Origin of the sequence: Modestobacter sp. L9-4, assembly GCF_019112525.1 — a bacterium.
In the GTDB taxonomy this organism is placed as follows: Bacteria; Actinomycetota; Actinomycetes; order Mycobacteriales; family Geodermatophilaceae; genus Modestobacter.
In genome coordinates this window covers 1,321,414-1,347,365 of sequence record NZ_CP077800.1, presented here as the reverse complement: position 1 = coordinate 1,347,365, position 25,952 = coordinate 1,321,414, and the positions used below count along the sequence as shown (strand labels likewise).

The following is a 25,952-nucleotide window of genomic DNA, read 5'->3' as shown; positions in this document are numbered from 1 at the left end:
GCGCCGCCGACCTCCTCGAGGAGTGGACGGCGCCCTTCCCCTAGCGGTAGGCGCGGACCTCGGTGGTGGTGTCGTAGACGACGACCGGGCCCACGAGCGCGGTGCGCCCACCGGCCGGCACGTCGGCGACCCGGGAGCGGCTCTGCTCGGCGCCGTCGGCGAGCGTGCGCCGCACGAAGGCGCCGTCCTCGGGGACGGTGACCACGCCCGCGTCGTCGGGGGAGAGCGCGGGCAGCCCGAGCGCGGGCACCTGCCAGCGCGGCTGCCCGGTGCCGCTGTCGAGGGCGTAGAGGGTGCCGCGCGCCCACAGCAGCGCGACGTCGTCGGTGCCGGTCTGCAGCAGCGGCTCGTCGAGCGGGTCGGTGCCGGCCGGCAGCGAGAGCTGGGTCAGCGTCGTCCCGTCGGTGGGCGAGAGCACCAGCACGCGGTCGCCGAGGACGACGTCGACGAGCTCGTCGGCGCCGGCCAGCCGGGCGGTGTCGGCGCCGGTGTCGAGGTCGCGGGTCCACACCACGTCGCCGCTGAAGCCGTCGAGCAGCTGCACCTGCAGGGCGCCCAGGCAGCGCTGCAGCACGACCACCCCGGCGGTGCCCACCGTGGAGCCCACGACCCGGCAGTCGGCACCGGCGTCGTGGTGCCAGCGCAGGGTGTTGCCGGTCGGGTCGAGGGTGTCCAGGCCGGTGGAGCTGCTGGCCAGCACGATCCGCTCGGTGCTGGTGAGCTCGACCTCCGGGCCGAAGGGGACGGTGCGGTACCAGTCGCGCACCCCGGTCGCGGCGACCAGGGCGACTGCCTCGTCGCAGCGGCCGGTGCCGCGGAAGACCGCCACCACGTTGCCGTCGACCGCGGTCGCGTCGCACAGCGTCGCGTCGGACCGGCGGTAGTGCCACGCCTCGGCGCCGGTGGCCGGGTCGACCATGGCCAGCCCGTGCTCGTCGGTGACCAGCACCCGGTCGCTCTGCGCGGGCGGACCGGGGTCGGGCGCGAGCGGGGCCGACCAGGCCTGCGTCAGCTCACCGGCCGGCGCGGTGGCCGGGACGGCGGGCGCGGCGCCGGCGGTGGTGCTGGACGTCGCCGCGGCGTCGGAGGTGCGCCACAGCAGCACGGCGACGGCGGCCACCACGAGGGTGACCGCCGTCCAGACCCAGATCCGCAGCGGCGGGAGCCGCCGGCGGGACTCGTCGTGCGGGGACGGCTCGCCTCCAGGTGCCCGCTCCGGGCGGAGCGGGGCGTGGGGGGAGGGCGAGCCGTCCATCAGGCGGTGGGCTGCTCGCCGCCGGTGCTGCCGCCCTTGCCGCCACGCCCACCCCGACGGCGGCGCCGCGGGCGGGTGTCGCCGGTGGCGCCCTCGGCGGCGCCGTCCGCCGTCTCGCCACCGGTCGCCGGTGCACCGGGCTCGGCCATCGCAGCGGCACCCGCCGCAGCGGCGCCGCTGCCCCGGGTGCGCTGCCGCGGGCGGCTCTTGCGCGGGCCGGGAGCGGTCTCGTCCTCGCCCAGGGCGCCGTCCCGGTTGCCGGGGCCGCTGTCGCGGCCCGGGCCGGAGTGGTCGCCGGAACGCCCGGCGGGCTTCTGCCGCTTGCCGGTCTCGCCGAGGTCCTCGAGGGTCTCGGCACCCAGGCCCTCGCGGGTGCGCTGGGCGCGGGGGAGCCGGCCGGTCGCCGTCGTCGGCACGTCGAGGTCGGTGTAGACCCACGGCGAGGTGGAGTAGGTCTCCGGCGGGTCGGCGAAGGGCAGGTCCAGCGCCTTGTTGATCAGCTGCCAGCGCGGGATGTCGTCCCAGTCGACGAGGGTGACGGCGACGCCGGTGCTCCCCGCGCGGCCGGTGCGGCCGATCCGGTGCACGTAGGTCTTCTCGTCCTCGGGGCACTGGTAGTTCACGACGTGGCTGACGCCGGTGACGTCGATGCCGCGGGCGGCGACGTCGGTGGCGACCAGGACGTCGACCTTGCCGGCGCGGAAGGCGCGCAGCGCCTGCTCGCGGGCGCCCTGGCCGAGGTCGCCGTGCACGGCCGCGGCGGCGAAACCGCGCTCGACCAGGTCGTCGGCGACCTTCTGCGCGGTGCGCTTGGTGCGGCAGAAGACCATGACCAGGCCGCGGTCGCGGGCCTGGAGCACCCGGGACAGCAGCTCGGGCTTGTCCAGGTTGTGCGCCCGGTAGATGAACTGGGTGGTCTGCGGGACCGTCGAGCCCTCGTCGTTGCCGTGCGCCCGGATGTGCGTGGGCTGGTTCATGAACGACCGGGACAGCGTGACGATCGGGCCGGGCATCGTCGCGGAGAACAGCATCGTCTGCCGCTTGTCCGGGACCATCGCCAGCACGCGCTCGATGTCGGGCAGGAAGCCCAGGTCGAGCATCTCGTCGGCCTCGTCGAGGACCAGGACGCGCACCTTGCCCAGGATCAGGTCGCCGCGCTGCGCGAGGTCCAGCAGCCGGCCCGGGGTGCCGACGACGACCTCGACGCCGGCCTGCAGCGAGGCGATCTGCGGCTCGAACGCGCGGCCGCCGTAGATGGCCTGGACGCGGATGCCGCGCTTGGCGCCGGCGGCGCCGAGGTCGCGGGAGACCTGCACGCACAGCTCACGGGTGGGGACGACGACCAGCGCCTGGGGCACGCCGTCGCCCCCCTCGGTCGGGGGCACGACGCGCTGCAGCATCGGGATGCCGAAGCCCAGCGTCTTGCCGGTGCCGGTGCGGGCCTGACCGATGAGGTCGTTGCCGGACAGCGCCAGCGGGAGGGTGAGCTCCTGGATGGCGAAGGTGCGGGTGATCCCGACCTCGGCCAGCGCGGCCACGATGTCGGGGTGGACGTCGAAGTCGCTGAACAGCGGGCTGTCGGGGGCGACGGGTGCACCGCCCAGCTCACCGACCTGCTCCACGAGCTCCTCGGGTGCGGGCGCGCCGGTCTCGGCGTGCTCCAGCTCGGGGGCCGGCAGGTCGGCGACGGGGGTGGTCTCGACGGGTGTGTTCTCGGTGGAGGTCAGTGCTCTCGCCTCGGTCTGGTGGGGGACCAGGAGCGCTCGGCGGTGCCTGGAGTCAGGCGTTGCCCAGCGGCGCTCGCCGGTCCCGGGGGTCGGTTCCGGGATGTTCGATCCAAGCGCCGACGCGGCCAGCAGACCGGGCGTCAGGTGCGGACTGCCCGGGAGACGGCCCTCGTCGGGCCGGTCTCGAGGTGAGATCCAGCGGTCATCAGCGCACAGGGGGGTTGCACGTGCAGGTGTGGACCCGAGGGCCCGACCGGCCCATCGTAGCCTGGGGACGCCGCCGACCTGGTGGGAACGCGGCGCCGACGCCCGGGCGGGACGCCCGGCGCAGGACGAGGGGGAGCGCATGGCCGACGTCGAGGTGCACCCCGACCAGGGGGCCGTGGTGGAGCTGCTGGGCGTGCTCGCCTACGCGGAGCTGACGGCCTTCGACCGCCTGGCCGAGGACGCGCGGCTGGCCCCGACCCTCGACGGGCGCGCGGCGCTGGCCCGGATGGCCGCCGCCGAGATCGCCCACCACGAGCGGCTGGCCGCGCGGCTGCGCGAGCTGGGCGTGGACGTGATCGCGGCGATGACGCCGTTCGTGGCCGCCCTCGACGCCTTCCACGACGGCACCCACGCCAGCACCTGGCTGGAGGGGCTGGTCAAGGCCTACGTCGGCGACGGCCTGGCCGCCGACTTCCACCGCGAGATCGCCGTCTTCCTGCCCCCGCCCGACCGGGCGCTGGTCGAGGAGGTGCTCGCCGACAGCGGGCACGCCGACTTCGCCGTCCGGGAGGTGCGGGCCGCGATCGCCGCCGACCCCACCCTCGCCGGCCGGCTGTCGCTGTGGGCCCGCCGGCTGGTGGGGGAGGCGCTCACCCAGTCGCAGGCAGTGCTGGTCGAGCACGACCAGCTCGCCGACCTGATCATCACCGGGACCGGCGACCTGGCCGGCGTCGGTGCCCTGCTGCAGCGGATCACCCGGGCGCACACCGCCCGCATGGCCGCCCTCGGCCTCAACCCCTGAGACGGCGACAGGGCGCCACCGCGGTGCGGTGACGCCCTGTCCGGTCCCGGTGCACGAGCACCGGGACGTCGTTCAGCCGGCGATGAAGCCCACCCGGCGGGAGTCCGCCTCGGCGATCTCCACATAGGCGATCCGGTCGGTCGGGACGACGACCCGGCGACCGCGCTCGTCGACCAGCGTGAGCAAGCCGTCCTTGGCGGTCATGGCCGCGGACACCTCGGCCGCGATCTCGTCCGGCGTCTTGGGGCTGTCGATGACCAGCTCGCGCGGGGAGTGTTGGACACCGATCTTCACTTCCACTGCTGGATGCCTCCTCTGGTCGGACTGCTGGTCACCCACGCTAGTCCAGGCCCGCACGGCGAGCCGGTCCGAAGGGTGCGCCGACAGCGAACGGACGGCGCCCGCGGGCTCAGTCGGCGTCGTCGCGGCGGGGGAAGCCGGAGATGCCGCGCCAGGCCAGCGCCGACATCAGCGCCACGGCCTCGTCGCGGGACACCGTGCCCTTGCCGGCCAGCCACCAGCGCGCGCTGGTCTCGGCCAGCCCGGTGAGCCCCGCCGACAGCAGCAGCGCCCGCTCGCGGTCGGTACCGGTGTCCTCGGCGATCACCTCCGCGATCGCCTCGATGCTGGCCCGCGACCCGCGGTCGACGACGCGGCGCACCTCGGCGTCGTTGCGCAGGTCGGACTCGAACACCAGCCGGAACGCCTCGCCGTCGGCGTCGATGAAGTCGAAGTAGGCGCCCACCGCGGCGTCGACGCGCGCCCGGTTGTCCTCGGTGGCGGCCATCGCCTGGCGCACCCGCTCGGTGAGCTCGTCGACCTGCTCCTCCAGCAGCGCCAGGTACAGCTCCCGCTTGCCGGGGAAGTGCTGGTAGAGCACCGGCTTGCTCACCCCGGCGCGGACGGCGATGTCGTCCATCGCCGCGGCGTGGAAGCCCTGGGCGACGAAGACGTCCTGCGCGGCGCGCAGCAGCTGCACTCGCCGGGCGTCCCGGGGGAGGCGGACGGCGCGGCGCGGCGCCGGCGCTGCGGTCACGGGTCGGCTGGGCTGCATGGCGAGCGCGATGCTACCGGCGGGCCCGGCTCCCGGCGGCGGTGCAGCGGTGGTCGCCGCGGCGGTGTCCTACCGTCGGGGGCGTGACCGACGCCCGGCTCTCCGACGTCCCGCTGCCCCGGCTCGGCGCGCACCTCCCGCCGTGGCCCGGCGCCATGGTGCCGGTCACCGACGGCGAGGTCCTCGTGCGGCACACGCCCTGGCGCGGACCGGTGCCGGCCGACGGCGCACCGGACGCCGACCCGCCCGCCGACGCCCCGCGCGAGCGTGCGCTGTACGTCCACGGCCTGGGCGGTGCGGCCACGAACTGGACCGACTTCGCCGGCCTGCTCGCCGTCCGCTTCGACGGCTGGGCGCTGGACCTCCCCGGCTTCGGTCAGTCGCCGCCACCGCGGCGCTACTCGGTCCAGGGGCACGTGCAGGCCGTCGTCGACGTCCTGGAGTGGATCGTCGCCCGGCCCGGCCCCGGGCAGGGCGATCCGGTGCACCTGGCCGGCAACTCCCTCGGCGGCCTGGTGACCGTGCTCGTCGCCGCACGCCGGCCCGACCTCGTCGCCACCCTCACCCTGGTCTCCGCCGCGATGCCGGTCTACCGGGTGCCGGCGGCGCTGGACCGGGCGGTCGCGCTGGTCCTGCTGCCCGGCGTCCCCGCCCTGGCCTCCCGCCGGCTGGCCGCGGTCAGTCCCGAGCAGCGGGTCCGCGGGCTGCTGCAGGTGTGCTTCGGCGACCCGTCGCGGGTGCCGCCCGAGCGGGTCGCCGAGGCGGTCGAGGAGGCCCGCCGCCGGGACGAGCAGCCGTGGGCGGGGCAGGCGCTCACCCGCAGCCTCCGCGGGCTGATGACGTCCTACCTGCGGGTCGGCCGGGCCAACGCCTGGCGGCTGGCGGCCGGCGTGCGGGCGCCCTCGCTGGTCGTCTGGGGCGACCGCGACCGGCTCGTCGACCCCCGGCTGGCCCCGCGGCTGGCCGGCGTCCTGCCCGACTCCCGGCTGCAGGTGCAGGCCGGGGTCGGCCACCTGGCGATGCTGGAGGCGCCCGAGCCCACTGCGCGGGCGGTGCTGGCGCTCGCGGAGGACGTCGCTGCCCGCCGGTCCCCGCGTGGTGCCGACCGGTCCGCCGCCGGGCAGGCCTGAGCCCGGGCACACCCGGCGCAGGTCCGCCGCGCGGACAGGGGACCGTGAGAGCCTTGCGGCCGTGACCAGCCCCGGGCCGCACGCCGACCGGGGACCCGGCGGGCAGCCCGGACCGGGACGCCGTCCGGCCGACGGGGCGCACGCTCCGGGACGTCGGCCGCAGCTCCCCGTGCCGCCGGAGGACCGGGGCCCCCGCCGCGCCCCGGGGCCGGTGACCGGTCCGCTGGTCGCGCGCCGGGACCCGCTGCGTCCCGGTCCCGCCCCGGTGCCGCGACGGCACGCCGGCCCGCCCGCGCGAGGACGGCTGCGCCGGTTCGTGCGCCGGCACGGGTGGCGCGCCTACGCCCTCCCGCTGCTGGTCGTGGCCACCGTCGTCGTCCTGGTGGACATGATCGGCGGCCGCGGGGCCGGCGACCCGGGCGGTGCGCCGCCGGAGGCCGCGCCCGCCGCCGTGTCCAGCCCGGCAGGCGGGCCCGCCGGCGACAGCGGGGCGCCGGTGCCCGACGCGCAGGGGGAGGGGTCACCGACCCAGCTGCCGCCCCCGGCGCCGGCCACCTACGTGGAGAAGGGTGCCGGGACGCTGAGCGTCGTCGACGGCACCTCGGCGGTCTCCGGCACCGGTCCGCTGGAGCGGTTCGTCGTGGAGGTCGAGGACGGCATCGGCGTCGACGGCGCCCAGTTCGCCGAGGCGGTCACCGCCACCCTGGGCGACGCCCGCTCCTGGGGCTCGGGCGGTCAGCTGTCCTTCCAGCGGGTCGGCGCCGCGGAGGCGGCGTCCGGTGACTACGACTTCCGGGTCAGCCTGGTCAGCCCCGGCAGCATGGAGACCTACTGCCCCGGTGTCGGCACCGGTGGCTACACCTCCTGCCGGTACGGCGAGCGCGCGGTGATCAACCTGGCCCGCTGGGAGACCGCCGTCCCGGACTACGACGGCGACATCGCCACCTACCGGCTCTACGTGGTCAACCACGAGGTCGGCCACGCCCTGGGGCACGGCCACGAGCAGTGCCCGGGCCCGGGTCTGCCCGCCCCGGTGATGCAGCAGCAGACGCTCGGTCTGCAGGGGTGCGCGAAGAACGCCTGGCCGTTCCCCTAGCGCGCGGCCGCCACCCTGGCGGCGGGATCCAGCGGATCGAGATCGTCCGTCACGCATCTGCTCACGACCGTTGACAACCTGTGATGACAACCACAGGATCCACCCAGGGAGATCGTTGCTCCTGCCAATCACCGGCAGGGGCGGCGACCCGCGCGTCCGCGACCGGGGCAGGCGGCAGTGCCGTCGCCGCGGGGGCGCGCCAGGCACGAGACAACAGAGAGGTTGTCGCACATGGAGTCCTCCACCCCCACCCGGCGCCGCCACCGGTGGCGACGGCTCGCCGCGGTCCCCGCAGCGCTGGTCGCAGCGGGCGTCGTCGTCACGTTCGCCCCCGCCCCGGCCGCCACCGCGGCCCCCACGCCCCGGCCGGTCACGCCCATCTCGGTGGTCTCCGGCCAGGCCCGGTTCGAGATCCTGTCCCCGACGCTGGTGCGCACCGAGTTCGCCGGTGACTCGCGCTTCATCGACGCGCCCACCTTCAACGCCATCGGCCGGAACAGCTTCCAGCAGACCGCCGTCCGCAAGGTCACCAAGGACGGCTGGATGACCCTGGACACCGGGGCGATGACGCTCCGCTACAAGGTCGGCTCCGGCCGGTTCACCGACGACAACCTCACGATCCAGCTCCGCACTGGCAAGCAGGACGTGACCGGCGCCCCGTGGGCGGGCAAGGAGCTCGCCTCCTGCGACGTCGGCGTCCTCTGCGAGGCCGAGGACCTCACGCTCGACAGCGTGGGCGTCGCCGCCGACCACTCCGGCTACACCGGCACCGGGTTCGCCGCCGGCTTCGAGGGCACCTCGACGTCGCTGTCGTTCGCGACCACCGTCGCGAAGGCCGGCCCGCACCAGCTCGGCCTCCGCTACGCCAACGGGCTCGGTGACGCGCGCACGCTGACGCTCACCGTGGACGGCGCGTCCCCCCGGCAGCTGACGCTGCCCCCGACCGGGAACTGGGACACCTGGGCGGTCCTGCCGGTCGACCTCGACCTCACCGCGGGCCAGCACACCCTGGCGCTCACGCACCGCTCGGCCGACACCGGGCAGGTCAACGTCGACAGCCTGGCGCTGGTGACCCCCGGCACCGCCTACCCGGCCGCCACCGTCGTCTGCGACTTCGACGCCCTCTGCGAGGCCGAGGACCTGGCGCTCTCGGGCCGGATGCACACGGCCACCGACCACTCCGGTTACACCGGCCGGGGCTTCGCCGCCGGCTACGAGGGCGTGGGCGACTCCGCCACCTTCTCCGTCGACGCGCCCGCCGCGGGCGACTACGACCTCACCGCCCGGTACGCCCGCGGCTTCGCCGAGGCCACCGGGGTCTCCGTCGCCGTCACCGGCGGCGCGACCACCCCGTTCGCCCTGCCCTCCACCGGCAGCTGGGACACCTGGGGCACCGCCTCGGTGCGGGTCCACCTCGCCGCCGGCACCAACCAGGTGAGCCTCCTCCGGACGGACTCCGACGCCGGCAACGTGAACGTCGACAGCCTCACGGTCGGCCCCATCGGCTCCGGCCTGGGCACGCCGGCCGGGACGGCGGCCGCGGACTGCGCCTTCGGCACGATCTGCGAGGCCGAGTCCGGCGCACTGTCCGCCGGCGCCCGCCCGGCCGCCGACCACAACGGGTACTCGGGCACCGGCTTCACCGCCGGCCTCGACGTCAGCGGCGCGGCCGAGACCGTGCACGTCGTCGGGGTGCCGAAGGCCGGCACCTACGCCCTGCAGCTCCGCTACGCCGACGCCCTGGCCACGGCCGGTTCGGTGACGGTCCAGGCCGGCACCGGCCCGGCGACGCCCGTCGCGCTGCCCCCGACCAGCAGCTGGGACAGCTGGCGGACGCTCAGCACGCCCGTCGTGCTGGCCGCCGGCGACAACGACGTCCGGCTCAGCTGCCCGGCGGGCTCCGGCTGCGGCGCCAACCTCGACACCGTCGCGGTGACCGCCACCACGGCACCGCTGCTCGCGCCGCACGCCGCCCTCGGTGGCTACCGCCGCAGCCTGGACGGCATCGACGGGCGCAACGGCAACCCGACCCTCAACCCCGGCCTGCTCTACCAGGACGGGTGGTCGCTGCTGGACGACACGACCTCGGCCCTCTACGACCAGGCGACCCGGAAGACCACCCCGCGCCCCACGCACGGTGCCGGCGGCTACCAGGACGGCTACGTCTTCGGCTACGGCCAGGACTACCAGAAGGCACTGGGTGAGCTCGCGACCCTGACCGGGCCGTCGATGCTGCTGCCGCGCTGGACCTACGGCGTCTGGTACTCCGAGTACCTCGACCGCACCGCGGCCGACTTCCAGGACAAGGTCCTGCCGGCGTTCCGGGCCAACAACGTGCCGCTGGACTCCCTCGTCGTCGACACCGACTTCAAGGCCGTCAACACCTGGAACGGCTGGGAGTTCGACCAGGTCAAGTTCCCCGACCCCAAGGGCTTCTTCGACTGGGCGAAGGCGCAGGGGCTGCACACCAGCCTGAACGTGCACCCGAGCATCGACGCGAAGGACCCGCAGCTGGCCCAGGCCCTGGCCACGTCGAAGAACAAGCTGACCAAGCGCACCAGCGGCTGCTCCGGCGGTGCCCAGGTCTGCTACACGTTCGACTTCGGCGACCCCGACCAGCTCAAGGCCTACCTGCAGCTGCACGACCAGATGCAGGCAGCCGGCCCCGACGTCTGGTGGCTCGACTGGTGCTGCGACTCCAGCGAGTCCAACCTCGAGGGCGTCACCGGTGACGCGTGGATCAACCAGGCCTACGCCGACTACAGCGACTCCCGGCTCGGCCGCGGGTTCGCCTTCTCCCGCGCCTTCGGCTCGCTGCAGGCCGGCGGCTACGGCAACGCGACGCCGCTGCCCACCGGTCCCTGGGCGGACAAGCGCACCACGCTGCCCTTCACCGGTGACACGACGTCCACCTGGGACATGCTCGCCGCCGAGGTCGGCTTCACGTCCGGGCAGTCCGCTGCCACGGGCCTGTCGCCGATCAGCCACGACATCGGTGGGCACAACGGGGGTCAGTACGGGCTGAAGGGCTCCGAGACCGTCGACGGCCAGACGACGGACAAGCTGCCCGACGACCTGTACGCCCGGTGGGTGCAGTTCGGCACCTTCCAGCCCATCGACCGGCTTCACAGCAACCACGGCGACCGGCTGCCCTGGCAGTACCCGGGTGCCGGTGGCGAGTCCGCCGCCGACGCCCTGCGTCTGCGTGAGGCCCTCGTGCCCTACACGTACACGCTGGCCCGGCAGGCGGAGACCACCGGCGTCCCCGTCGTCCGTGCGCCCTACCTGCAGTACCCGGGGGAGCAGGAGGCCTACGCGACCGCCGGCACCGAGTACCTGTACGGCTCCGACGTCCTCGTGGCGCCGGTGGTGAAGCCGGGTACGACGGCCACCACGCGGGTCTGGTTCCCGCCGAACAGCACGTGGACCGACTGGTTCACGGGCAAGACCTACGCCGGTGGCACCACCGCCGACGTGGTCTCCGGGCTGGACACGATGCCGGTGTTCGTGAAGTCCGGGGGCATCGTGGCCACCCGGACCAACGACGTCGCCAACGACGCGCAGAACCCGCTCACCGAGCTGACCGTCACGGTCGGGTCGATGACCGACGCGGCGAAGGCCAAGGCGGAGTTCCAGCTGTTCGAGGACGACGGCACCACCGACGACCGCACGCAGAGCCGGACCACCGCGATCCGCTCGTCGGTCGACGGCAAGCGGTCGATCGTCCACGTGTCGGCGCCGCAGGGCCGGTACACCGGTGCGGTGACGGAGCGGGCGGTCACCGTGCGCTTCCTCGACGCGCACCAGCCGACCTCGGTGATGCTCAACGGCGCCACGATGGCCCCGAACACGTGGACGTTCGACGCGACGACCCACGTGCTCACGGTCACCACGCCCAAGCGACCGGTCACCCACCCGATGGAGATCGCCTATCGCTGACGGGTTCTCACGACCGGCGGGCCGGGGACATCGGCCCGCCGGTCGTGGGTCCGTCCGACCACGGGCGGACCCACGTGACCCCGGGCGGTGCGAGCCTGCCCGCCCGGGGAATCACGGCCACGTGTCACGCTGTTGCGCAGTCCAGGACCCCGGCCTCTGGAGCCGGTCAGCCCTGTCACCGCAGCAGTGTGAGGAGCGCGCCGTGCAGTTGCCACCCCTGGTGGAGCCCGCCGCGGACCTGTCGATCGACGAGGTCCGCCGCTACAGCCGCCACCTGATCATCCCCGACGTCGGGATGGACGGGCAGAAGCGCCTGAAGAACGCCAAGGTGCTCGCCGTCGGCGCCGGCGGACTCGGGTCGCCCGTGCTCATGTACCTGGCCGCGGCCGGTGTGGGCACCCTGGGCATCGTCGAGTTCGACACCGTCGACGAGTCCAACCTGCAGCGCCAGATCATCCACGGGCAGTCCGACGTCGGCCGGTCCAAGGCCGAGAGCGCGCGGGACTCCATCAAGGAGATCAACCCGAACGTCGACGTCCGGCTGCACGAGACGCGGCTGGACAGCGAGAACGTGCTGGACATCTTCCGCGAGTACGACCTGATCGTGGACGGCACCGACAACTTCGCCACCCGGTACCTGGTCAACGACGCCGCGGTGCTGTTGGACAAGCCGTACGTGTGGGGCTCGATCTACCGGTTCGACGGCCAGGTGTCGGTCTTCTGGAACGAGCACGGGCCGAACTACCGCGACCTCTACCCGGTCCCGCCGCCGCCCGGCATGGTGCCCTCCTGCGCCGAGGGCGGTGTCCTGGGCGTGCTGTGCGCGACCGTCGGTGCCATCCAGGCCACCGAGGCGATCAAGCTCATCACCGGCATCGGCGACACGCTGCTGGGCCGGCTGATGGTCTACGACGCCCTGGAGATGACCTTCCGCGAGATCAAGGTGCGCAAGGACCCCGAGGGTGAGCCGATCACCGGCCTCATCGACTACGAGGCCTTCTGCGGCGTCGTGTCCGAGGAGGCCCAGCTGGCCGCCGCCGGCTCGACGATCACCGTCGACGAGCTCAAGGACATGATGGACGCCGGCAAGGACTTCGAGCTGATCGACGTCCGGGAGCCCAACGAGTACGAGATCGTCTCGATCCCGGGCGCGAAGCTGATCCCGAAGGACGAGATCCTCTCCGGCCGGGCGCTGTCGCAGCTGCCGAACGACCGCCCGATCGTGCTGCACTGCAAGACCGGCGTGCGCTCGGCCGAGGCGCTGGCCGCGGTCAAGGCCGCGGGCTTCAAGGACGCCGTGCACGTGCAGGGCGGCGTGACCGCCTGGGCCACGCGCATCGACAAGGCGCTCCCGACCTACTGACGTCCGGCCCCGTCCCAGGGCCCCGCGGCGCGCGAAGCGTGTCGCGGGGTGGGACGGGGTCCTTCGTCTGTCCGGAGTGGGGCCCTCGTGCTGTCTACTGGGGCCATGCCCGAGCCCTCGCCGACCGACCTGTTGATGAGCTACCAGCGGGCCCAGGCGCAGTTCACCGACCGGGTGGACGCGGTCGAGGCGGCCGAGTGGGACGCGCAGGCGCTGCCCGAGTGGAGCGTCGCCGACCTGGTCGCGCACCTGACCAGCGAGCAGCTGTGGGTGCCCCCGCTGCTGGCCGGCGAGCCGCTGGAGGACGCCGCCGCGCGCATCCCCACCGACACCGAGGAGCTGTTGGCCGGCGACCCGCTGGGGTCGTGGGAGGCCGCCGCCGACGCCGCGCTCACCGCCTGGGCGCAGCCCGGCGCGCTGGACCGCACCGTGCACCTGTACTCCGGTCCGGCCGAGGCCGCCGACTACCTGGCGGAGATGACCGCCGACCTGACCGTGCACGCCTGGGACCTCGCCCAGGCCCTGGGCCGGGACACCCAGCTGGACCCGGAGCTGGTGGCCGCCGCCTTCCGCTACGCCGAGCGCAACCTCGCCGACGACGGCGTGCCCGGCATCTTCGCGCCCCCGCTCGACGTGCCCCAGGGGGCGGACCTGCAGACCCGGCTGCTCGCCCGCTTCGGCCGCCGCGCCTGAGCCGGTGGACCGCGACGCCGCGGACGTCGACGAGGCCGTCTACGACGTGGTCGAGTCGATCCCGCCGGGCCGGGTGAGCACCTACGGCGCGGTCGGCCGGCTGGTCGGGGTGGGGCCGCGCCGGGTCGCCCGGGCGCTGTCCGCCGGTGGCGCCGTCGTGCCCTGGCACCGGGTGGTGCGCGCCGACGGGACGGCGGCGGAGCCGGTGCGGGTGCGACAGCTGGAGCTGCTGGCGGGTGAGGGCGTGCCGCTGCGGGGGCAGCGGGTGGACCTGGCCGCGGTCGGCTGGCCCGACTGACCGGTTCTGTCGGTCCCGCGTGGTCTCATCGACCCGTGCGTGGGGGAGCAGCGACGGCGGAGCAGGCGCCGGTCTACCGGCTGGTGCAGCCGGAGGTCGTGCCGGTGGTGCGGCCGCGGCTCGACCCGACCCAGCAGGCCGTCGTCGACCACCGCGGCGGCCCGCTGCTGGTGCTGGCGGGTCCTGGCACCGGCAAGACCACCACGATCGTCGAGGCGGTCGCCGCGCGGATCGACGCCGGCATCGACCCCGAGCGGCTGCTGGTGCTCACCTTCAGCCGCAAGGCCGCCGCCGAGCTGCGCACCCGGATCACCGCCCGGGTCGGCCGCACCATCCGCGAGCCGGTCGCCCGCACCTTCCACTCCTACGCATTCGGCGTGCTGCGCCGGGCCGCCGTGCTGCGCGGGGACCCGCCGCCCCGGCTGCTCACCTCCGCCGAGCAGGACGCCGTCGTGGCCGACCTGCTGCGGGGTGACGCCGACGCCGAGGGTGTGGTCCGCTGGCCGGCCGAGCTGACCGAGGCGCTGGCGATGCCCGGGTTCCGCGAGGAGCTGCGCGAGCTGCTGCTGCGCGCCACCGAGCGCGGCATCGACAGCGACCGGCTCGCCGCCTGGGGCCGCGAGCGCGGGCTGCCGCACTGGGAGGCCGCGGCGGACTTCCTGCGCCAGTACCAGGACGTCTCGTACTTCACGACGATCGCCCGCGGCGGGGCCTCCGGCTACGACCCGGCCGAGCTGGTGCGCACCGCGATCGACGAGCTGCGCGAGGACCCGGAGCTGCTGCGCGTGGAGCGCGAGCGGGCGAGCTGGCTGTTCGTCGACGAGTACCAGGACACCGACCCGGCCCAGGTGGAGCTGGTCGAGCTGCTGGCCGGCGGGGGCGGTGACCTCGTCGTCGTCGGCGACCCCGACCAGGCGATCTACGCCTTCCGTGGCGCCGAGCCCCGCGGGATCATCGACTTCCCGACCACCTTCCGGCACCGTGACGGCCGCCCGGCCGACCGGCTCTCGCTCGGGGTGTGCCGCCGCTCGGGCGCCGAGCTGCTGGCGGTCAGCCGCCGGGTCGCCGAGGGGCTGCCCGGCCCGTGGGAGCACCGCCGGCTGCAGCCCGGTGCGGGCATCGAGCCCGGCTCCGCGGAGGTGCACGTCTTCGACTCCCCGTCGATGGAGGCGGCCTTCATCGCCGACACGATGCGCCGCGCACACCTGCTCGACGGGGTTCCGTGGTCGGAGATGGCGGTGGTGGTCCGGTCGGCGTCGGCGTCGCTGGCCCCGGTCCGGCGGGCCCTGACCCAGGCCGGGGTGCCGGTGGCGGTCTCCGCCGACGACGTGGCGCTCGCCGGGCAGCCGGCCGTCCAGCCGTTGCTGGCCGCGCTGTCGGCGCTGCTGCCGCGTGCCGGTGCCGTCGCGGCGGTCGAGGACGGCGCGTTCGCCGCCGACCACCCGGCCGAGGCGGGCCTGGACGAGGCGGGTGCCGAGGCGCTGCTGGCCTCCCCGCTGGGTGGGGCCACCGTGCTGGACCTGCGGCGGTTGCGCCGGGCCGTGCGCCGGGCGATGGCCGTGCGCGGCGAGGACTCCGCCCTCCGCGGCGCCCCGCTGGCCGCGGTGCTCGACGACGCCACGCTGCTCGACGCGCTGCCCGAGCACCTGGCGCGCCCGGCGCTGCGGGTGGCCCGGGTGCTCTCCGCCGGCCGGCTCTCGCTGTTGTCCGAGGGCACCGCCGAGGACGTGCTGTGGGCGATGTGGCAGGCCAGTGGCCTGGCCAACCGCTGGGCGCGGGCGAGTGCGGCCGGTGGCCCCACCGGCGCCGTGGCCGACCGGGACCTCGACGCCGTCGTCTCGCTGTTCGACGCCGCGGCCGGCTTCGTCGACCGGCTGCCGCACGCCACGGTCGCCGCGTTCGTGGAGCACCTGTCGGCCCAGGAGCTGCCCGGTGACAGCGGTGCCGCCCGCGGTCAGGGCGAGCAGACGGTCCGGCTGCTCACCGCACACGCGGCCAAGGGCCTGGAGTGGGACCTCGTCTGCGTGGCCGGCGTGCAGGAGGGCGTGTGGCCCGACCTGCGCAGCCGGGCCAGCCTGCTGGGTGCCGAGGACCTCGTCGACGCGGCCAACGGCACCGACGCGGCCACGCTGGACCACCGCACGCTCGCCCTGGCCGAGGAGCGCCGGTTGTTCTACGTCGCCTGCACCCGCGCCCGGCGCCGGATGCTCGTCACCGCCATCGACGGCTCGCTGGAGGGCGGCGACGCCGGCGCGACCGCCTCCCGGTTCCTCGACCTCATCGCCCCGCCGCCGGCCGACGGCGACGGCATCCGGCCGCACACACCGCTGCCCCGGCAGCTCACCCTGCCCGCGCTGGTGGCCGAGCTGCGTCGGCACCTCACCGACCCGCACACCGACCCGGCGCGCCGGTCGAGCGCGGCGGCGGTGCTCCGCAGGCTCGGCGAGGAGCGGGTGGCCGGTGCCGCGCCGTCCAGCTGGTGGGGGCTGGCGCCGCTGTCCGACGACGCACCGCTGGTCGACCCGGCCGAGGTCGTGCCGGTGCGCCCGTCCGCGATCGACACGTTCCAGCGCTGCCCGCTGCGGTGGGTGCTGGGCGCGGTCGGCGCCGAGGCCGCACCCGAGGCCACCCGCACCGTCGGCTCGGCGGTGCACGACGTGGCCCAGCAGGTCGCCGAGGGGCTGGCGCCCACCGACGCCCCCGCCGTGCTGGACGCCGAGCTCGACGGGCTGGACCTGGGGCCGGGCTGGTTCGACCAGCGGCAGCGCGAGCGCGCCCAGGAGATGCTGACCAAGTTCCTGGCCTGGCACGCCCGCGGCGACCGCGAGCTGGTCGCCGCCGAGGAGGACTTCGACGTCACCGTCGGGCGGGCCCGGCTGCGCGGCCAGGTCGACCGGCTCGAGCGCGACGGCGAGGGGCGGCTGGTGGTCGTCGACCTGAAGACCGGCAAGACCGCGCCGCGCGACGTCGAGGAGCACGGGCAGCTGGCCGCCTACCAGGTCGCCGTCGCCGAGGGGGCGTTCGCCGACCACGGCAGCACCACCGGCGGTGCGGCGCTGCTGCAGGTCGGCGGCTCGCAGAAGGCCGCCAAGGAGCACGTGCAGGCACCGCTGCCGGCCGACGTCGACGCCCGCGAGACCTGGGCCGGCGAGCTGATCGCCACCGTGGGCGAGGGGATGGGCGGCGCGGAGTTCGCCGCCCGCACCGACACCGACTGCGAGCGCTGCTCCTTCCGCCGCAGCTGCCCCATGCAGGAGTCCGGCCGGCAGGTGACCCGGTGACCGGGCTCGCGAGGTCGCCCAGGTGCACCGCACGCCGCGGCACGAGGTCGACGGGCGCCGGCGGGGGGTCGTCGTGACGCAACTGTCCTTCGACCTGCCGGGGATGGAGCCGGTCGTGGTGCCGCTGGTGCCGCGGCTGCTCACCCCGGCCGAGGTCGCCACCCGCTGCGGGCTGAGCTACGCACCCTCACCCGAGCAGGCCGGCGTCGTGCAGGCCCCGGTCGACCGGCCGCTGGTCGTGGTCGCCGGCGCCGGGTCGGGCAAGACCGAGACGATGGCCGCCCGGGTCGCCTGGCTGGTCGCCAACCAGCTGGTCGCCCCCGAGGCCGTGCTCGGTCTGACCTTCACCCGTAAGGCCGCCAGTGAGCTCAACGCCCGGGTGCGGCTGCGGCTGGGCGCGCTGGCCGAGCACCCCGACACCGACCCCGCGCTGCGCGAGCGGCTGGCCGTCGCGGCGCCCACGGTGGCGACGTACCACGGGTACGCGGCGTCCATCGTCGCCGAGCACGGGCTGCGGATCGGCGTCGAACCCGGCTCGGGCGTGCTCGGCCCGGCCATGTGCTGGGGGCAGGCGGCCACCGCGGTCGCCAACCACACCGGCGACATGAGCGACGTCGCCCTCGGCCTGGTCACCACCACCGAGGACGTGCTGCAGCTGGCCGCCGAGCTGGGGGAGCACGACGTCACCCCGGCGGCGCTGCGCGCCTGGACCGCGCGGTTCGAGGCCCAGCTGCGCAGCTACCCCGACGCCGGGCGCAAGAAGGGCCCGTATGCCGACGTCCTCAAGATGGTCCAGCGGCAGCGGGCCCGGGTCGCGCTGCTGCCGATGGTCGAGGCCTTCGCCGCCCGCAAGCGCGCCGCCGGGGCCATCGACTACGCCGACCAGGTCTCGCTGGCCGCCCGGGTCGCGGTCTCCTCCGCCGAGGTCGGCCGACGCGAGCGCGCCCGGTGGCGGGTGGTGCTGCTCGACGAGTACCAGGACACCAGCGTCGGCCAGCTGCGCATGCTCGAGGCGCTGTTCGGCGGCCCGGGCGGGCACCCGGTGCTGGCCGTCGGCGACCCGCGGCAGTCGATCTACGGCTGGCGCGGAGCCTCGGCGGGCACCATCGAGCGGTTCGACCGCACGTTCCCGGGCACGCCCGAGCGCCCGGCCGAGCGGCTGACGCTGTCCACCAGCTGGCGCAACGACCGGGCCGTGCTGACCATGGCCAACGCCGTCGCCGGGATGCTGCCCGAGCCGGTCGTGCCGCTGCCCGACCTGGAGGCGGCGCCGACCGCCGGTCCCGGTGAGGTGCACGTCGGCCTCTACGAGACGGTGGCCGAGGAGACCCAGGCGCTGGCCGACCGGCTGGAGCAGAGCTGGAAGGGCACCGGCGACGGGTCGAGGCGCCCGACCATCGCCGTCCTGGTCCGGCGCCGGGCGCAGCTGCCCGGGATCGCCGCGGCGCTGCGTGAGCGGGGGCTGCCGGTCGAGGTCGTGGGCCTGGGCGGGCTGCTCGACGTCCCCGAGGTCTCCGACGTCGTCGCGACGCTGCGGGTGCTGGTCGACCCCAGCGCCGGCGACGCGCTGGGCCGGCTGCTCACCGGCGCCCGCTGGCGGATCGGCCCGCGCGACCTGGCCGCCCTGGAGGCGCGCTCGCGCTCGCTGGTGCGCGAGCGCTCGTCGTCGCCCGAGCCGGTCGAGGACGCGACGCCGCCCGAGCCGGGTGCACCCGCCGCCCCGACCCCGCCCCGCGAGCGCGGCAGCATCATCGAGGCCCTCGACGACCTCGGCCGGGCCGAGGCCTACTCGACCGAGGGGCACCGGCGGTTGCGCCGGCTGGCCAACGAGCTCACCTCGCTGCGCTCCCGGCTGGGGGAGTCGCTGCCCGACCTGGTCGACGAGGTCGTGCGCAGCCTGGGTCTGGAGACCGAGCTGGCCAGCCACCCCGACGTCACCCCGGGCGGGGCCCGCACGCATCTGGACGCCCTGCACGAGGTGGCCGCGGAGTTCAGCGAGCTGGCCGAGCTGCCCTCGCTGCCGGCCTTCCTCGGCTACCTCGCCGACGCCGAGGTGCGTGAGCGGGGGCTGGAGCCCGGCGAGGTCGCGGTGAACCCCGAGGCGGTCCAGCTGCTCACCGGGCACTCGGCCAAGGGCCTGGAGTGGGACGTCGTCGCCGTGCCCGGGATGACGGTCGGGCAGTTCCCGGCCAAGGGCGACGCGTCCGACTCCTGGATCAAGGACCCCGGCGCCGTCCCGGTCGACCTGCGGGCCACCGACCGCGCCGAGCTGCCGCAGCTGCACCTGCCCGTGCCCGGCTCCGGTGACCAGGCCGCGGTGCGGGACGCGCTGGAGGAGTACGTCGAGGAGTGGAAGGACTTCGGCCTCGCCGAGGAGATCCGGCTCGGCTACGTCGCGGTCACCCGGGCCAAGCACCTGCTGCTGTGCTCGGGCAGCTGGTGGCGCGACGGCAAGACCGCCAACGGCCCGTCCGCGCTGCTGCTGACATTGAAGGACGCCTGCGACGACGGGGCCGGGGTGGTCGACGCCTGGGCGCCCCCGCCCGCGGACGACGCGGAGAACCCCGCGCTGGCCGAGTGGCCGGTGGGCGTCTGGCCGGCCGACCCGCTGTCCTCGGGACGCCGCCGGGCGCTCACCGCGGCCGCCGAGCTGGTGGCCGCCACCGAGCCGCACCCCCTCACCGCCGACGCCCTCGGTGCCACCGACGACCCTCTGGTCGCCGACTGGCTCCGGGACGCCGACCTGCTGCTGCGCGAGCGCGCCGAGCACAGCCGCGGCACCGTCGACGTACCGCTGCCCTCGCACCTGTCGGTGTCCGCGCTGGTCGCGCTGCGCCGCGACCCGGCCGAGCTGGCCCGCCGGCTGCGCCGCCCGATGCCCGCGGCCCCCGCGCCGCTCGCCCGCCGCGGTACGGCCTTCCACGCCTGGCTGGAGGAGCGGTTCGGCGTCTCCCGGCTGATCGACCTGGACGAGCTGCCCGGCAGCGGCGACGCCGCCGCGGCGCCGGACGCGGCCCTGACCGCGCTGCAGCAGGCGTTCCTGGCCAGCGAGTGGGCCGACCGGCAGCCGGTCGACGTCGAGGCGCCGTTCGAGACGCCGCTGGGGCCGCTCACGCTGCGCGGCCGCATCGACGCCGTCTACGCGACCCCCGACGGCGGCTTCGAGGTCATCGACTGGAAGACCGGACCCGTGCCCGGCGCCGCCGAGCTCGCCGCGGCCGGGGTGCAGCTGGCCGCCTACCGGCTGGGCTGGTCCCGGCTCATCGGGGTGCCGGTCGAGCGGGTCAGCGCCGGCTTCCACCACGTCGCTGCTAACCGGACGCTGCGCCCCGTCGACCTCCTCGACGAGGCCGGCCTGCTGGCACTGGTGGCCGGCGCGTGACATCTGCGTTCTCGGGGGCTCCCGGCCCAGGTCCCCACGAGATCGCAGATGTCGCGCGTACGACGGTCGTGCGCGACGCGCGTGCAGCTGACCTGCCGGCGGTCGTGGCGCTGTACGCCGACGACGAGCTGGGCTCGACCCGCGAGCAGCCGGGCGAGCCGCTGGTCGAGGAGTACCGGCGGGCCTTCGCGGCGATCACCGACGACCCGCGCACCAGGCTGGTGGTCGCCGAGGTGGACGGTGAGGTGGTCGGGACGCTCCAGCTGTCGTTCCTCCCGCACCTGGTGCGACGAGGCGGCGAGCGTGCGCAGGTCGAGGCGGTGCGGGTGGCGTCGTCCCAGCGGGGGAGCGGGCTCGGGCGCGAGTTGCTGACCTGGGCGGTCGACCGGGCGCGGGATCGCGGCTGCGTGCTGGTGCAGCTGACCACCGACGCGACCCGCTCGGACGCCCGCCGCTTCTACGAGTCCCTCGGCTTCACCGCCAGCCACGTCGGCATGAAGCTCACGCTCTGAAGAGCCAGCAGCCGGCTCCGTGGACTCGTGCGCTGGGCGCTGCCGCGGGAGCGCTGCCCGGCCGTCGGCGCGTGAGCCGGTCGCGCTATCGGGACCGCGTGGTCCGCCCCGGCGCCCGGCCGAGGATGGCCCGCCGCAGCGTCAGCCCGAGGTAGGCGGTCCCGGCGGGACCGGGGCGGGACCGGCCGTCCGGCGTCCAGCCACGCCGCCGGTAGAACGCCAGCGCCCGACTGTTGCCACTCCACACCTCCAGGGCGCCGTGGTCCTCGGGACCCGACGAGAGCCGCTCGGTGAACGCGGCGTGCAGTTGCGAGCCGATCCCGCCCGACCACGAACCGGGCAGGACGTAGAGGGCGTGCAGCTCGAGCACCGCTTCGTCGTTCGACGTGGAGTCAAGCGGTGGGCCCAGGGACAGGAGGCCCACCACCTGCCCATCCGTCACCGCACAGTGCACCGTCGCACGTGCGGGGTCGGCCAGCAGGAGCTGCCAGGTCTCCAGCCGCTCGGGGGCCGCCTCGGTCGGGAGCTGCCACGGCTCTCCCTCCCCGGCGTAGTACGCGCGGCGGGCCGTCTCGTGGACGAGGGCGATGGCCGCAGCGTCCTCAGGTCGGCCGATCCGGATCACCTGTACATCCTGACCGGGGGACCGGCCGAGTCGCAGGCCGCCGGACGCGAGGCTCACGCCGTCCACGGCCGGCGCCTCCTCAGCGGGAGAGCTGCAGCGTCCAGTGCTCGTCGGTGACGGCGGTGCCGAAGCTGGTGCTGGGACTGCTGTCGGTGAGCACGAAGCCGGTCTTCCGGTAGATGTGCCGGGCGGCCTCGAGCGCCGAGACGGTCCACAGCGTCATCGACCGGTAGCCCGCCTCCTGGGCGAACGCGACGGCCCGGCGGACCAGCTGTTCGCCGAGTCGCTGCCCGCGCGCGGCGGGGTCGATCAGCAGCACGCGCAGCTGCGCGACCCCCGCCTGCGGCGACGGGACCACGAGCACCGACCCGACCCGGCGGCCGTCGAGCTCGGCGATCCAGCCGGCCTTCCCGGTGGGGTCGCCGGTGCCGAAGTCGGTCACGATCCCGGCGACGAGCGGCTCGAAGGTCCGGTCGAAGTGCTGGTCGGCGGCGTACAGCTCGGCATGGCGTTGCACGATCCAGCCGAGGTCACCCGGCTGGCCGATCTGGCGGACGGTGGCGGTCACGGTCGGTGCGCTCATGGGACCAAGGTACTGAAACAAGTGTTTCAGTTCGATACCCTGCCGCTGTGGATGTCCTGGACGACGGCGGATCTGCCCGCAGGCGCGAGCTCCTGGACGCCGCCTACGACTACGTGCTGACCCACGGTCTGCGCGACCTGTCGCTGCGGCCGCTGGCCGCCGCCATCGGCTCCAGTCCGCGCGTGCTGCTGTTCCTGTTCGGCAGCAAGGAGCAGCTCGTCGCCGAGGTCCTCGCGCGGGTACGCGCCGACGAGCTGGCCTTGCTCACCGAGCTCGACCCGGCGGCGACGCTGGCCGAGGCGGCCGTGACCATCTGGGCCTGGCTGCGGGAGCCGCGGCGGCGCGGGCTGCTGGTGCTCTGGCACGAGGCCTACGGTCGTTCGATCGCCGACCCGGACGGGCCCGGCGGCCGCTTCGCCGCCGAGTCGGTCGGCGTGGTGCTGGCCGCCCTCGCCCGCACGCAGCCCGCCGACGTCCGGGACTCCGCCGACGGCCTGGCCCAGCGGACGGCGGTCATGGCCACGCTCCGTGGTGCGGTCCTCGACCTGCTAGCCACCGACGACGCCGACCGCCTCACCGCGGCCGTCGAGCACGCGGCCCGGTCGTGGTGACCCCGACCGGGGTCCCTCGCCGGCGAGCAGGTGGCCCGACATCCCGAGGCGGGGCGTGGACGCCGGCGTCGGGTCCCGGCGCTGCGACGGTGTGCGCTGACGCGGGGCGACGGCGTCGACGGTCCGGCCTCAGTGCACACCGTCGGGGTCAGGCCGAGGCGATCCGGTCGAGTACGGCTCGGGCCAGCGCCTCGGGGGCCTGCTCGGGCACCCAGTGGGTGATGCCGGGCAGCTCGACGAAGCGGTAGTCGGCGGTGACCTGGTCCGCGCACGCCTCCGCCGCGATCCGGCCGACGGCGACGTCCTCGTCGCTCCACACGTACGTCGTCGGCACGTCGACCGGGTCGACGCGGGTGCCGTCCATCGCCCGGTACCAGTTGAGCGCGGCGGTCAGCGCGCCCGGCGCGGACAGCTGCGCGACGTAGACGTCGACCGCCTCCGCCGGCACCCCGGGTGCCTCGAGCACGCGGCGCAGCCGGCGGGCGTCGTCGGCCAGCAGCGCGGCCTCCGCCTCGCCCTCCTGGCGGAAGAGCCGGATGTAGGCCGACCGCTCCTTCTGCTCCGGGTCGGCCTTCATCGCCAGGGTCATGGCGGTCGGGTGCGGTACCGAGACGGCGGTCAGCGTGCGCACCCGGTCGGGGTGCCAGGCGGCCAGCGCCCAGGCGACGAAGGCGCCCCAGTCGTGGCCGACGACGTGGGTGACCGGGACGTCGAGGGCGGTCATCAGGTCCGCGGTGACCTGCACCAGCGACGGCAGCGAGTAGGCCTCGACCTCGTCCGGACGCGCGCCGGGGGAGTAGCCCAGCTGGTCGGGGGCGTAGGTGCGCAGCCCGGCCTCGGCCAGCAGCGGCGTCACCGCCGACCAGCTCAGCGACGTCTCCGGGAAGCCGTGCAGCAGCAGCACCGGCGGGCCGTCGTCCGGGCCGTCGGTCCGTACGTCGAACGTGAGGTCCCCGACGTCCACCTGCAGCATCCCGACGGCCATGCACGCAACCTAGCTCCCGCGGCGTGAGACGGCCGGGACGGCGGGATAGCGTGCAGGACGTGAGCAGCTCCGCGGAACGCGACTTCGTCACCGCCCACCTCGACGACCTGCACGCCGACCTCGACGCCTGGCTGCGGATCCCGTCGATCTCCGCCGATCCGGCGCACGCCGGCGACGTCGCCGCCAGCGCCGAGTGGCTGGCCGCGGCGCTGCGCCGCACCGGCTTCCCGACCGTGGAGATCTGGCAGACCCAGGGCGCCCCGGCGGTCTACGCCGAGTGGCCGTCGGCGGACGCCGACGCCCCGGTCGCGCTCGTCTACGGCCACCACGACGTGCAGCCGGTCGACCCGCTGGAGCTGTGGGAGCACCCGCCGTTCGAGCCCACCGTCGTCGAGACCCCGGCCGGCCCCGAGCTGCACGCCCGCGGCGCGATCGACGACAAGGGCAACGTCGCCTTCCACCTGCTCGGCATGCGCGCCCACCTGGCCGCCACCGGCCGCGACACCCCCGCCGTCACCGTGAAGCTGATCGTGGAGGGCGAGGAGGAGTCCGGTTCGCCGTACTTCGCCGACCTGCTGCGCGAGCACGCCGACCGGCTGGCCTGCGACGTCATCGTGGTCAGCGACACCGGCATGGCCGCCGCCGACGTCCCGAGTGCGGTCACCGCGATGCGCGGGCTGGCCGACGCCGAGATCACCCTCCGCGGCCCGGCCGTCGACCTGCACTCCGGCTCCTTCGGCGGCGCCGTCCCCAACCCGCTGCACGCCATGGCCGAGCTGGTCGCCAGCCTGCACGACGAGTCGGGGCGGGTCACCCTGCCCGGCTTCTACGACAAGGTGCGCCCGTTGTCGGACCGCGAGCGCGAGCTGATGGGCCGGGTGCCCTTCGATGAGGCCGCCTGGCTCGCCGGCCCGGCCGCGTCCCGCGTCGCCACCGGCGAGGCCGGGTTCAGCACGCTGGAGCGGGTCGGCGCCCGCCCGACCGCCGAGGTCAACGGCATGTGGGGCGGCTACACCGGCCCGGGCCACAAGACGATCGTCCCGGCACAGGCGCACGCCAAGATCACCTTCCGGCTCGTCGCCGACCAGGTGCCGGCCGACCTCGCCGAGCAGGTGCGCGCCTGGGTGCAGGCCAATGTGCCCGAGGGCATCGAGGCCGACGTGCACGTGCCCGCCGGCGGCGTCGCCCCGTGCGCCAGCGACCTCGACCACCCGGCGATGGACGCCCTCCTGCGCTCCATCGGCCAGGCCTTCGACACCGACGCCGACCAGGTGCTCTTCACCCGCGAGGGCGGCAGCGGCCCGGAGGCCGACCTGGCCGGCATCCTCGGCTCGCCGCTGCTGTTCCTCGGCGCCGGGCTGCCCACCGACCGCATCCACTCGCCGAACGAGCGGGTGCTGCTGCCGATGCTCTACCGCGGCGCCGAGGCCACCGCGCACCTGTGGCGCGAGCTCGCCGGCGTCCGCTTCGCCGGCTGACCTGCGCCCTACAGTGCAGGCATGACCGGACCGGGCACCACCCCGCCGCCGGGGTGGTACCCGGACCCGGACGGCGGCGCCGGCCTGGTGCGCTGGTGGAACGGGTCGGTGTGGTCGGACGTGACCACCCCCGCCGGGCCGGGCGTCACCGTGGGCCGGTCGTTCGAGCCCGCGGGTGCGGCGCACACCGAGCCCGCCCCCGCGTGGGACGCGTGGGGCACCCCCGAGCCGGCCCGGCCCCGCCGGAGGGCGTCCACCGGACTGCTCGTCGCGCTGGGGGCGTCCGGGCTCGCGCTGGTGCTGCTCCTGGTAGCCGTGCTCGTCAGCACCTCCGGCGACAGTGACGGTGGCGACGAGGACCCCGTGCCCCGTGCCGTCCCGAGCGCACCCGGCAACCCGTTCCCGCCCGGCACGGTGCGCGTGTTCGACCAGGAGGCAGGGATCTCCTACCCGTGGCTCGGGGACGGCTGGTCCGAGTGGGACCGGGAGCCGCAGATCGAGACGACGTCCACCGCGGGCCAGTACCTCGTGACCCAGGAGGACGCCCCGGGAGCCGAGTTCATCGCCCAGTGCACCTCCGGCCCGCTGTCCGCCGGCTACGGGTGGGGCAGTGGCTCCGGCACGCTGCAGGGGACCGTGGAGGCCGTCGCCGACCAGGTGCGCACCCGCTACTACCCGGTCCCCAACGAGCGGAAGGTGCTCCGCAGCGAGGCCCGCACGGTGGACGGCGTCGACGCCTGGCTCTACGAGTTCGACCTCAGCTGGGACGTCGCCGGTTACGACGCCACCGGTGAGCGCGCCGCCCTGCTGCTCATCGACGTCGGCAAGCCCGCACCGGCGCTGCTGTACCTGTCGATCCCGAACACCCACGCCGAGCTCTACGGCACCATCGACCGCGTCCTGGACGACGTCGACCTCCTCTGACGACCGA

The 25,952-nt window shown here is 75.3% G+C and carries 20 protein-coding genes; 13 read left to right on the top strand and 7 right to left on the bottom strand.

Features of this window, described 5'->3' with window-relative positions:
• Nucleotides 1-40: 40 nt before the first annotated feature.
• Both KUM42_RS06225 and KUM42_RS06220 read right to left on the bottom strand, forming a co-directional pair.
• Complete coding sequence (locus tag KUM42_RS06225) at nt 41-1,255, bottom strand: PQQ-binding-like beta-propeller repeat protein (protein ID WP_237495909.1); 1,215 nt, start codon at nt 1,253-1,255, stop codon at nt 41-43.
• Complete coding sequence (locus tag KUM42_RS06220) at nt 1,255-2,877, bottom strand: DEAD/DEAH box helicase (protein ID WP_237495907.1); 1,623 nt, start codon at nt 2,875-2,877, stop codon at nt 1,255-1,257. Before KUM42_RS06220 ends, KUM42_RS06225 begins: the two co-directional genes overlap by 1 nt.
• A 451-nt stretch (nt 2,878-3,328) precedes the next feature.
• Here KUM42_RS06220 and KUM42_RS06215 point away from each other — a divergent pair, with 451 nt between their 5' ends.
• The gene (locus KUM42_RS06215) at nt 3,329-3,991 is read left to right on the top strand and encodes a ferritin-like fold-containing protein (RefSeq protein WP_237495905.1); all 663 of its coding nucleotides are present in this window, start codon (nt 3,329-3,331) and stop codon (nt 3,989-3,991) included.
• A 72-nt stretch (nt 3,992-4,063) separates the two neighbouring features.
• Here KUM42_RS06215 and KUM42_RS06210 read toward each other — a convergent pair whose 3' ends face one another.
• A complete protein-coding gene (locus tag KUM42_RS06210; protein WP_304610752.1) occupies nt 4,064-4,291 on the bottom strand; it encodes a DUF3107 domain-containing protein in 228 nt (75 codons plus the stop codon).
• Nucleotides 4,292-4,400: 109 nt separating this feature from the next.
• On the bottom strand, nt 4,401-5,027 hold the full coding sequence (locus KUM42_RS06205) for a TetR/AcrR family transcriptional regulator (protein ID WP_237495901.1): 627 nt from the start codon (nt 5,025-5,027) through the stop codon (nt 4,401-4,403).
• Between the two features lie 101 nt (nt 5,028-5,128).
• On the opposite strand from KUM42_RS06205, the gene KUM42_RS06200 reads away from it, so the two are divergent.
• The 9 genes from KUM42_RS06200 to KUM42_RS06160 all read left to right on the top strand — a co-directional run bounded on the left by KUM42_RS06200 (nt 5,129) and on the right by KUM42_RS06160 (nt 20,739).
• The gene (locus KUM42_RS06200) at nt 5,129-6,175 is read left to right on the top strand and encodes an alpha/beta fold hydrolase (protein ID WP_237495899.1); all 1,047 of its coding nucleotides are present in this window, start codon (nt 5,129-5,131) and stop codon (nt 6,173-6,175) included.
• A 316-nt stretch (nt 6,176-6,491) separates the two neighbouring features.
• Complete coding sequence (locus tag KUM42_RS06195; RefSeq protein ID WP_237495897.1) at nt 6,492-7,271, top strand: DUF3152 domain-containing protein; 780 nt, start codon at nt 6,492-6,494, stop codon at nt 7,269-7,271.
• 231 nt (nt 7,272-7,502) lie between these two features.
• Nucleotides 7,503-11,210, top strand: coding sequence for a TIM-barrel domain-containing protein (locus KUM42_RS06190; RefSeq protein ID WP_237495895.1), 3,708 nt, complete (start codon nt 7,503-7,505; stop codon nt 11,208-11,210).
• 202 nt (nt 11,211-11,412) lie between these two features.
• The gene (gene moeZ / locus KUM42_RS06185) at nt 11,413-12,573 is read left to right on the top strand and encodes an adenylyltransferase/sulfurtransferase MoeZ (RefSeq protein WP_237495893.1); all 1,161 of its coding nucleotides are present in this window, start codon (nt 11,413-11,415) and stop codon (nt 12,571-12,573) included.
• Between the two features lie 105 nt (nt 12,574-12,678).
• Complete coding sequence (locus KUM42_RS06180) at nt 12,679-13,266, top strand: TIGR03086 family metal-binding protein (protein ID WP_237495891.1); 588 nt, start codon at nt 12,679-12,681, stop codon at nt 13,264-13,266.
• A 4-nt stretch (nt 13,267-13,270) separates the two neighbouring features.
• Nucleotides 13,271-13,564 carry an MGMT family protein gene (locus tag KUM42_RS06175; protein ID WP_237495889.1) on the top strand — a complete coding sequence of 98 codons (294 nt, stop codon included), beginning with the start codon at nt 13,271-13,273 and terminating at the stop codon, nt 13,562-13,564.
• Between the two features lie 35 nt (nt 13,565-13,599).
• The gene (locus KUM42_RS06170) at nt 13,600-16,845 is read left to right on the top strand and encodes an ATP-dependent DNA helicase (RefSeq protein WP_237495888.1); all 3,246 of its coding nucleotides are present in this window, start codon (nt 13,600-13,602) and stop codon (nt 16,843-16,845) included.
• A 73-nt stretch (nt 16,846-16,918) separates the two neighbouring features.
• Nucleotides 16,919-20,227, top strand: a complete 3,309-nt coding sequence (locus KUM42_RS06165; RefSeq protein ID WP_237495885.1) for an ATP-dependent DNA helicase — start codon at nt 16,919-16,921, stop codon at nt 20,225-20,227.
• Nucleotides 20,228-20,295: 68 nt separating this feature from the next.
• Nucleotides 20,296-20,739, top strand: a complete 444-nt coding sequence (locus KUM42_RS06160) for a GNAT family N-acetyltransferase (protein WP_237495883.1) — start codon at nt 20,296-20,298, stop codon at nt 20,737-20,739.
• An 85-nt stretch (nt 20,740-20,824) separates the two neighbouring features.
• Here KUM42_RS06160 and KUM42_RS06155 read toward each other — a convergent pair whose 3' ends face one another.
• A complete protein-coding gene (locus tag KUM42_RS06155) occupies nt 20,825-21,430 on the bottom strand; it encodes a GNAT family N-acetyltransferase (protein WP_237495882.1) in 606 nt (201 codons plus the stop codon).
• 13 nt (nt 21,431-21,443) lie between these two features.
• On the bottom strand, nt 21,444-21,947 hold the full coding sequence (locus KUM42_RS06150; RefSeq protein WP_237495880.1) for a GNAT family N-acetyltransferase: 504 nt from the start codon (nt 21,945-21,947) through the stop codon (nt 21,444-21,446).
• A 47-nt stretch (nt 21,948-21,994) separates the two neighbouring features.
• Here KUM42_RS06150 and KUM42_RS06145 point away from each other — a divergent pair, with 47 nt between their 5' ends.
• Nucleotides 21,995-22,558: a TetR/AcrR family transcriptional regulator gene (locus tag KUM42_RS06145; RefSeq protein WP_237495877.1), complete on the top strand. Its 564-nt coding sequence runs from the start codon at nt 21,995-21,997 to the stop codon at nt 22,556-22,558.
• 148 nt (nt 22,559-22,706) lie between these two features.
• Here KUM42_RS06145 and KUM42_RS06140 read toward each other — a convergent pair whose 3' ends face one another.
• Nucleotides 22,707-23,543 carry an alpha/beta fold hydrolase gene (locus KUM42_RS06140; protein WP_237495876.1) on the bottom strand — a complete coding sequence of 279 codons (837 nt, stop codon included), beginning with the start codon at nt 23,541-23,543 and terminating at the stop codon, nt 22,707-22,709.
• Nucleotides 23,544-23,602: 59 nt separating this feature from the next.
• Here KUM42_RS06140 and KUM42_RS06135 point away from each other — a divergent pair, with 59 nt between their 5' ends.
• Both KUM42_RS06135 and KUM42_RS06130 read left to right on the top strand, forming a co-directional pair.
• Nucleotides 23,603-25,021 (top strand): dipeptidase, encoded by a 1,419-nt coding sequence (locus tag KUM42_RS06135; RefSeq protein ID WP_237495874.1) that lies wholly within the window; start codon nt 23,603-23,605, stop codon nt 25,019-25,021.
• Nucleotides 25,022-25,042: 21 nt separating this feature from the next.
• Nucleotides 25,043-25,945 (top strand): DUF2510 domain-containing protein, encoded by a 903-nt coding sequence (locus KUM42_RS06130; RefSeq protein ID WP_237495872.1) that lies wholly within the window; start codon nt 25,043-25,045, stop codon nt 25,943-25,945.
• Nucleotides 25,946-25,952: the final 7 nt, after the last annotated feature.

Excerpts from the sequence above, each read along its gene's own strand:
- KUM42_RS06225 (WP_237495909.1), bottom strand. The coding sequence starts at position 1,255 with ATGGACGGCTCGCCCTCCCCCCACGCCCCGCTCCGCCCGGAGCGGGCA.
- KUM42_RS06215 (WP_237495905.1), top strand. The coding sequence starts at position 3,329 with ATGGCCGACGTCGAGGTGCACCCCGACCAGGGGGCCGTGGTGGAGCTG.
- KUM42_RS06190 (WP_237495895.1), top strand. The coding sequence starts at position 7,503 with ATGGAGTCCTCCACCCCCACCCGGCGCCGCCACCGGTGGCGACGGCTC.
- KUM42_RS06180 (WP_237495891.1), top strand. The coding sequence starts at position 12,679 with ATGCCCGAGCCCTCGCCGACCGACCTGTTGATGAGCTACCAGCGGGCC.
- KUM42_RS06150 (WP_237495880.1), bottom strand. The coding sequence starts at position 21,947 with ATGAGCGCACCGACCGTGACCGCCACCGTCCGCCAGATCGGCCAGCCG.
- KUM42_RS06140 (WP_237495876.1), bottom strand. The coding sequence starts at position 23,543 with ATGGCCGTCGGGATGCTGCAGGTGGACGTCGGGGACCTCACGTTCGAC.
- KUM42_RS06130 (WP_237495872.1), top strand. The coding sequence starts at position 25,043 with ATGACCGGACCGGGCACCACCCCGCCGCCGGGGTGGTACCCGGACCCG.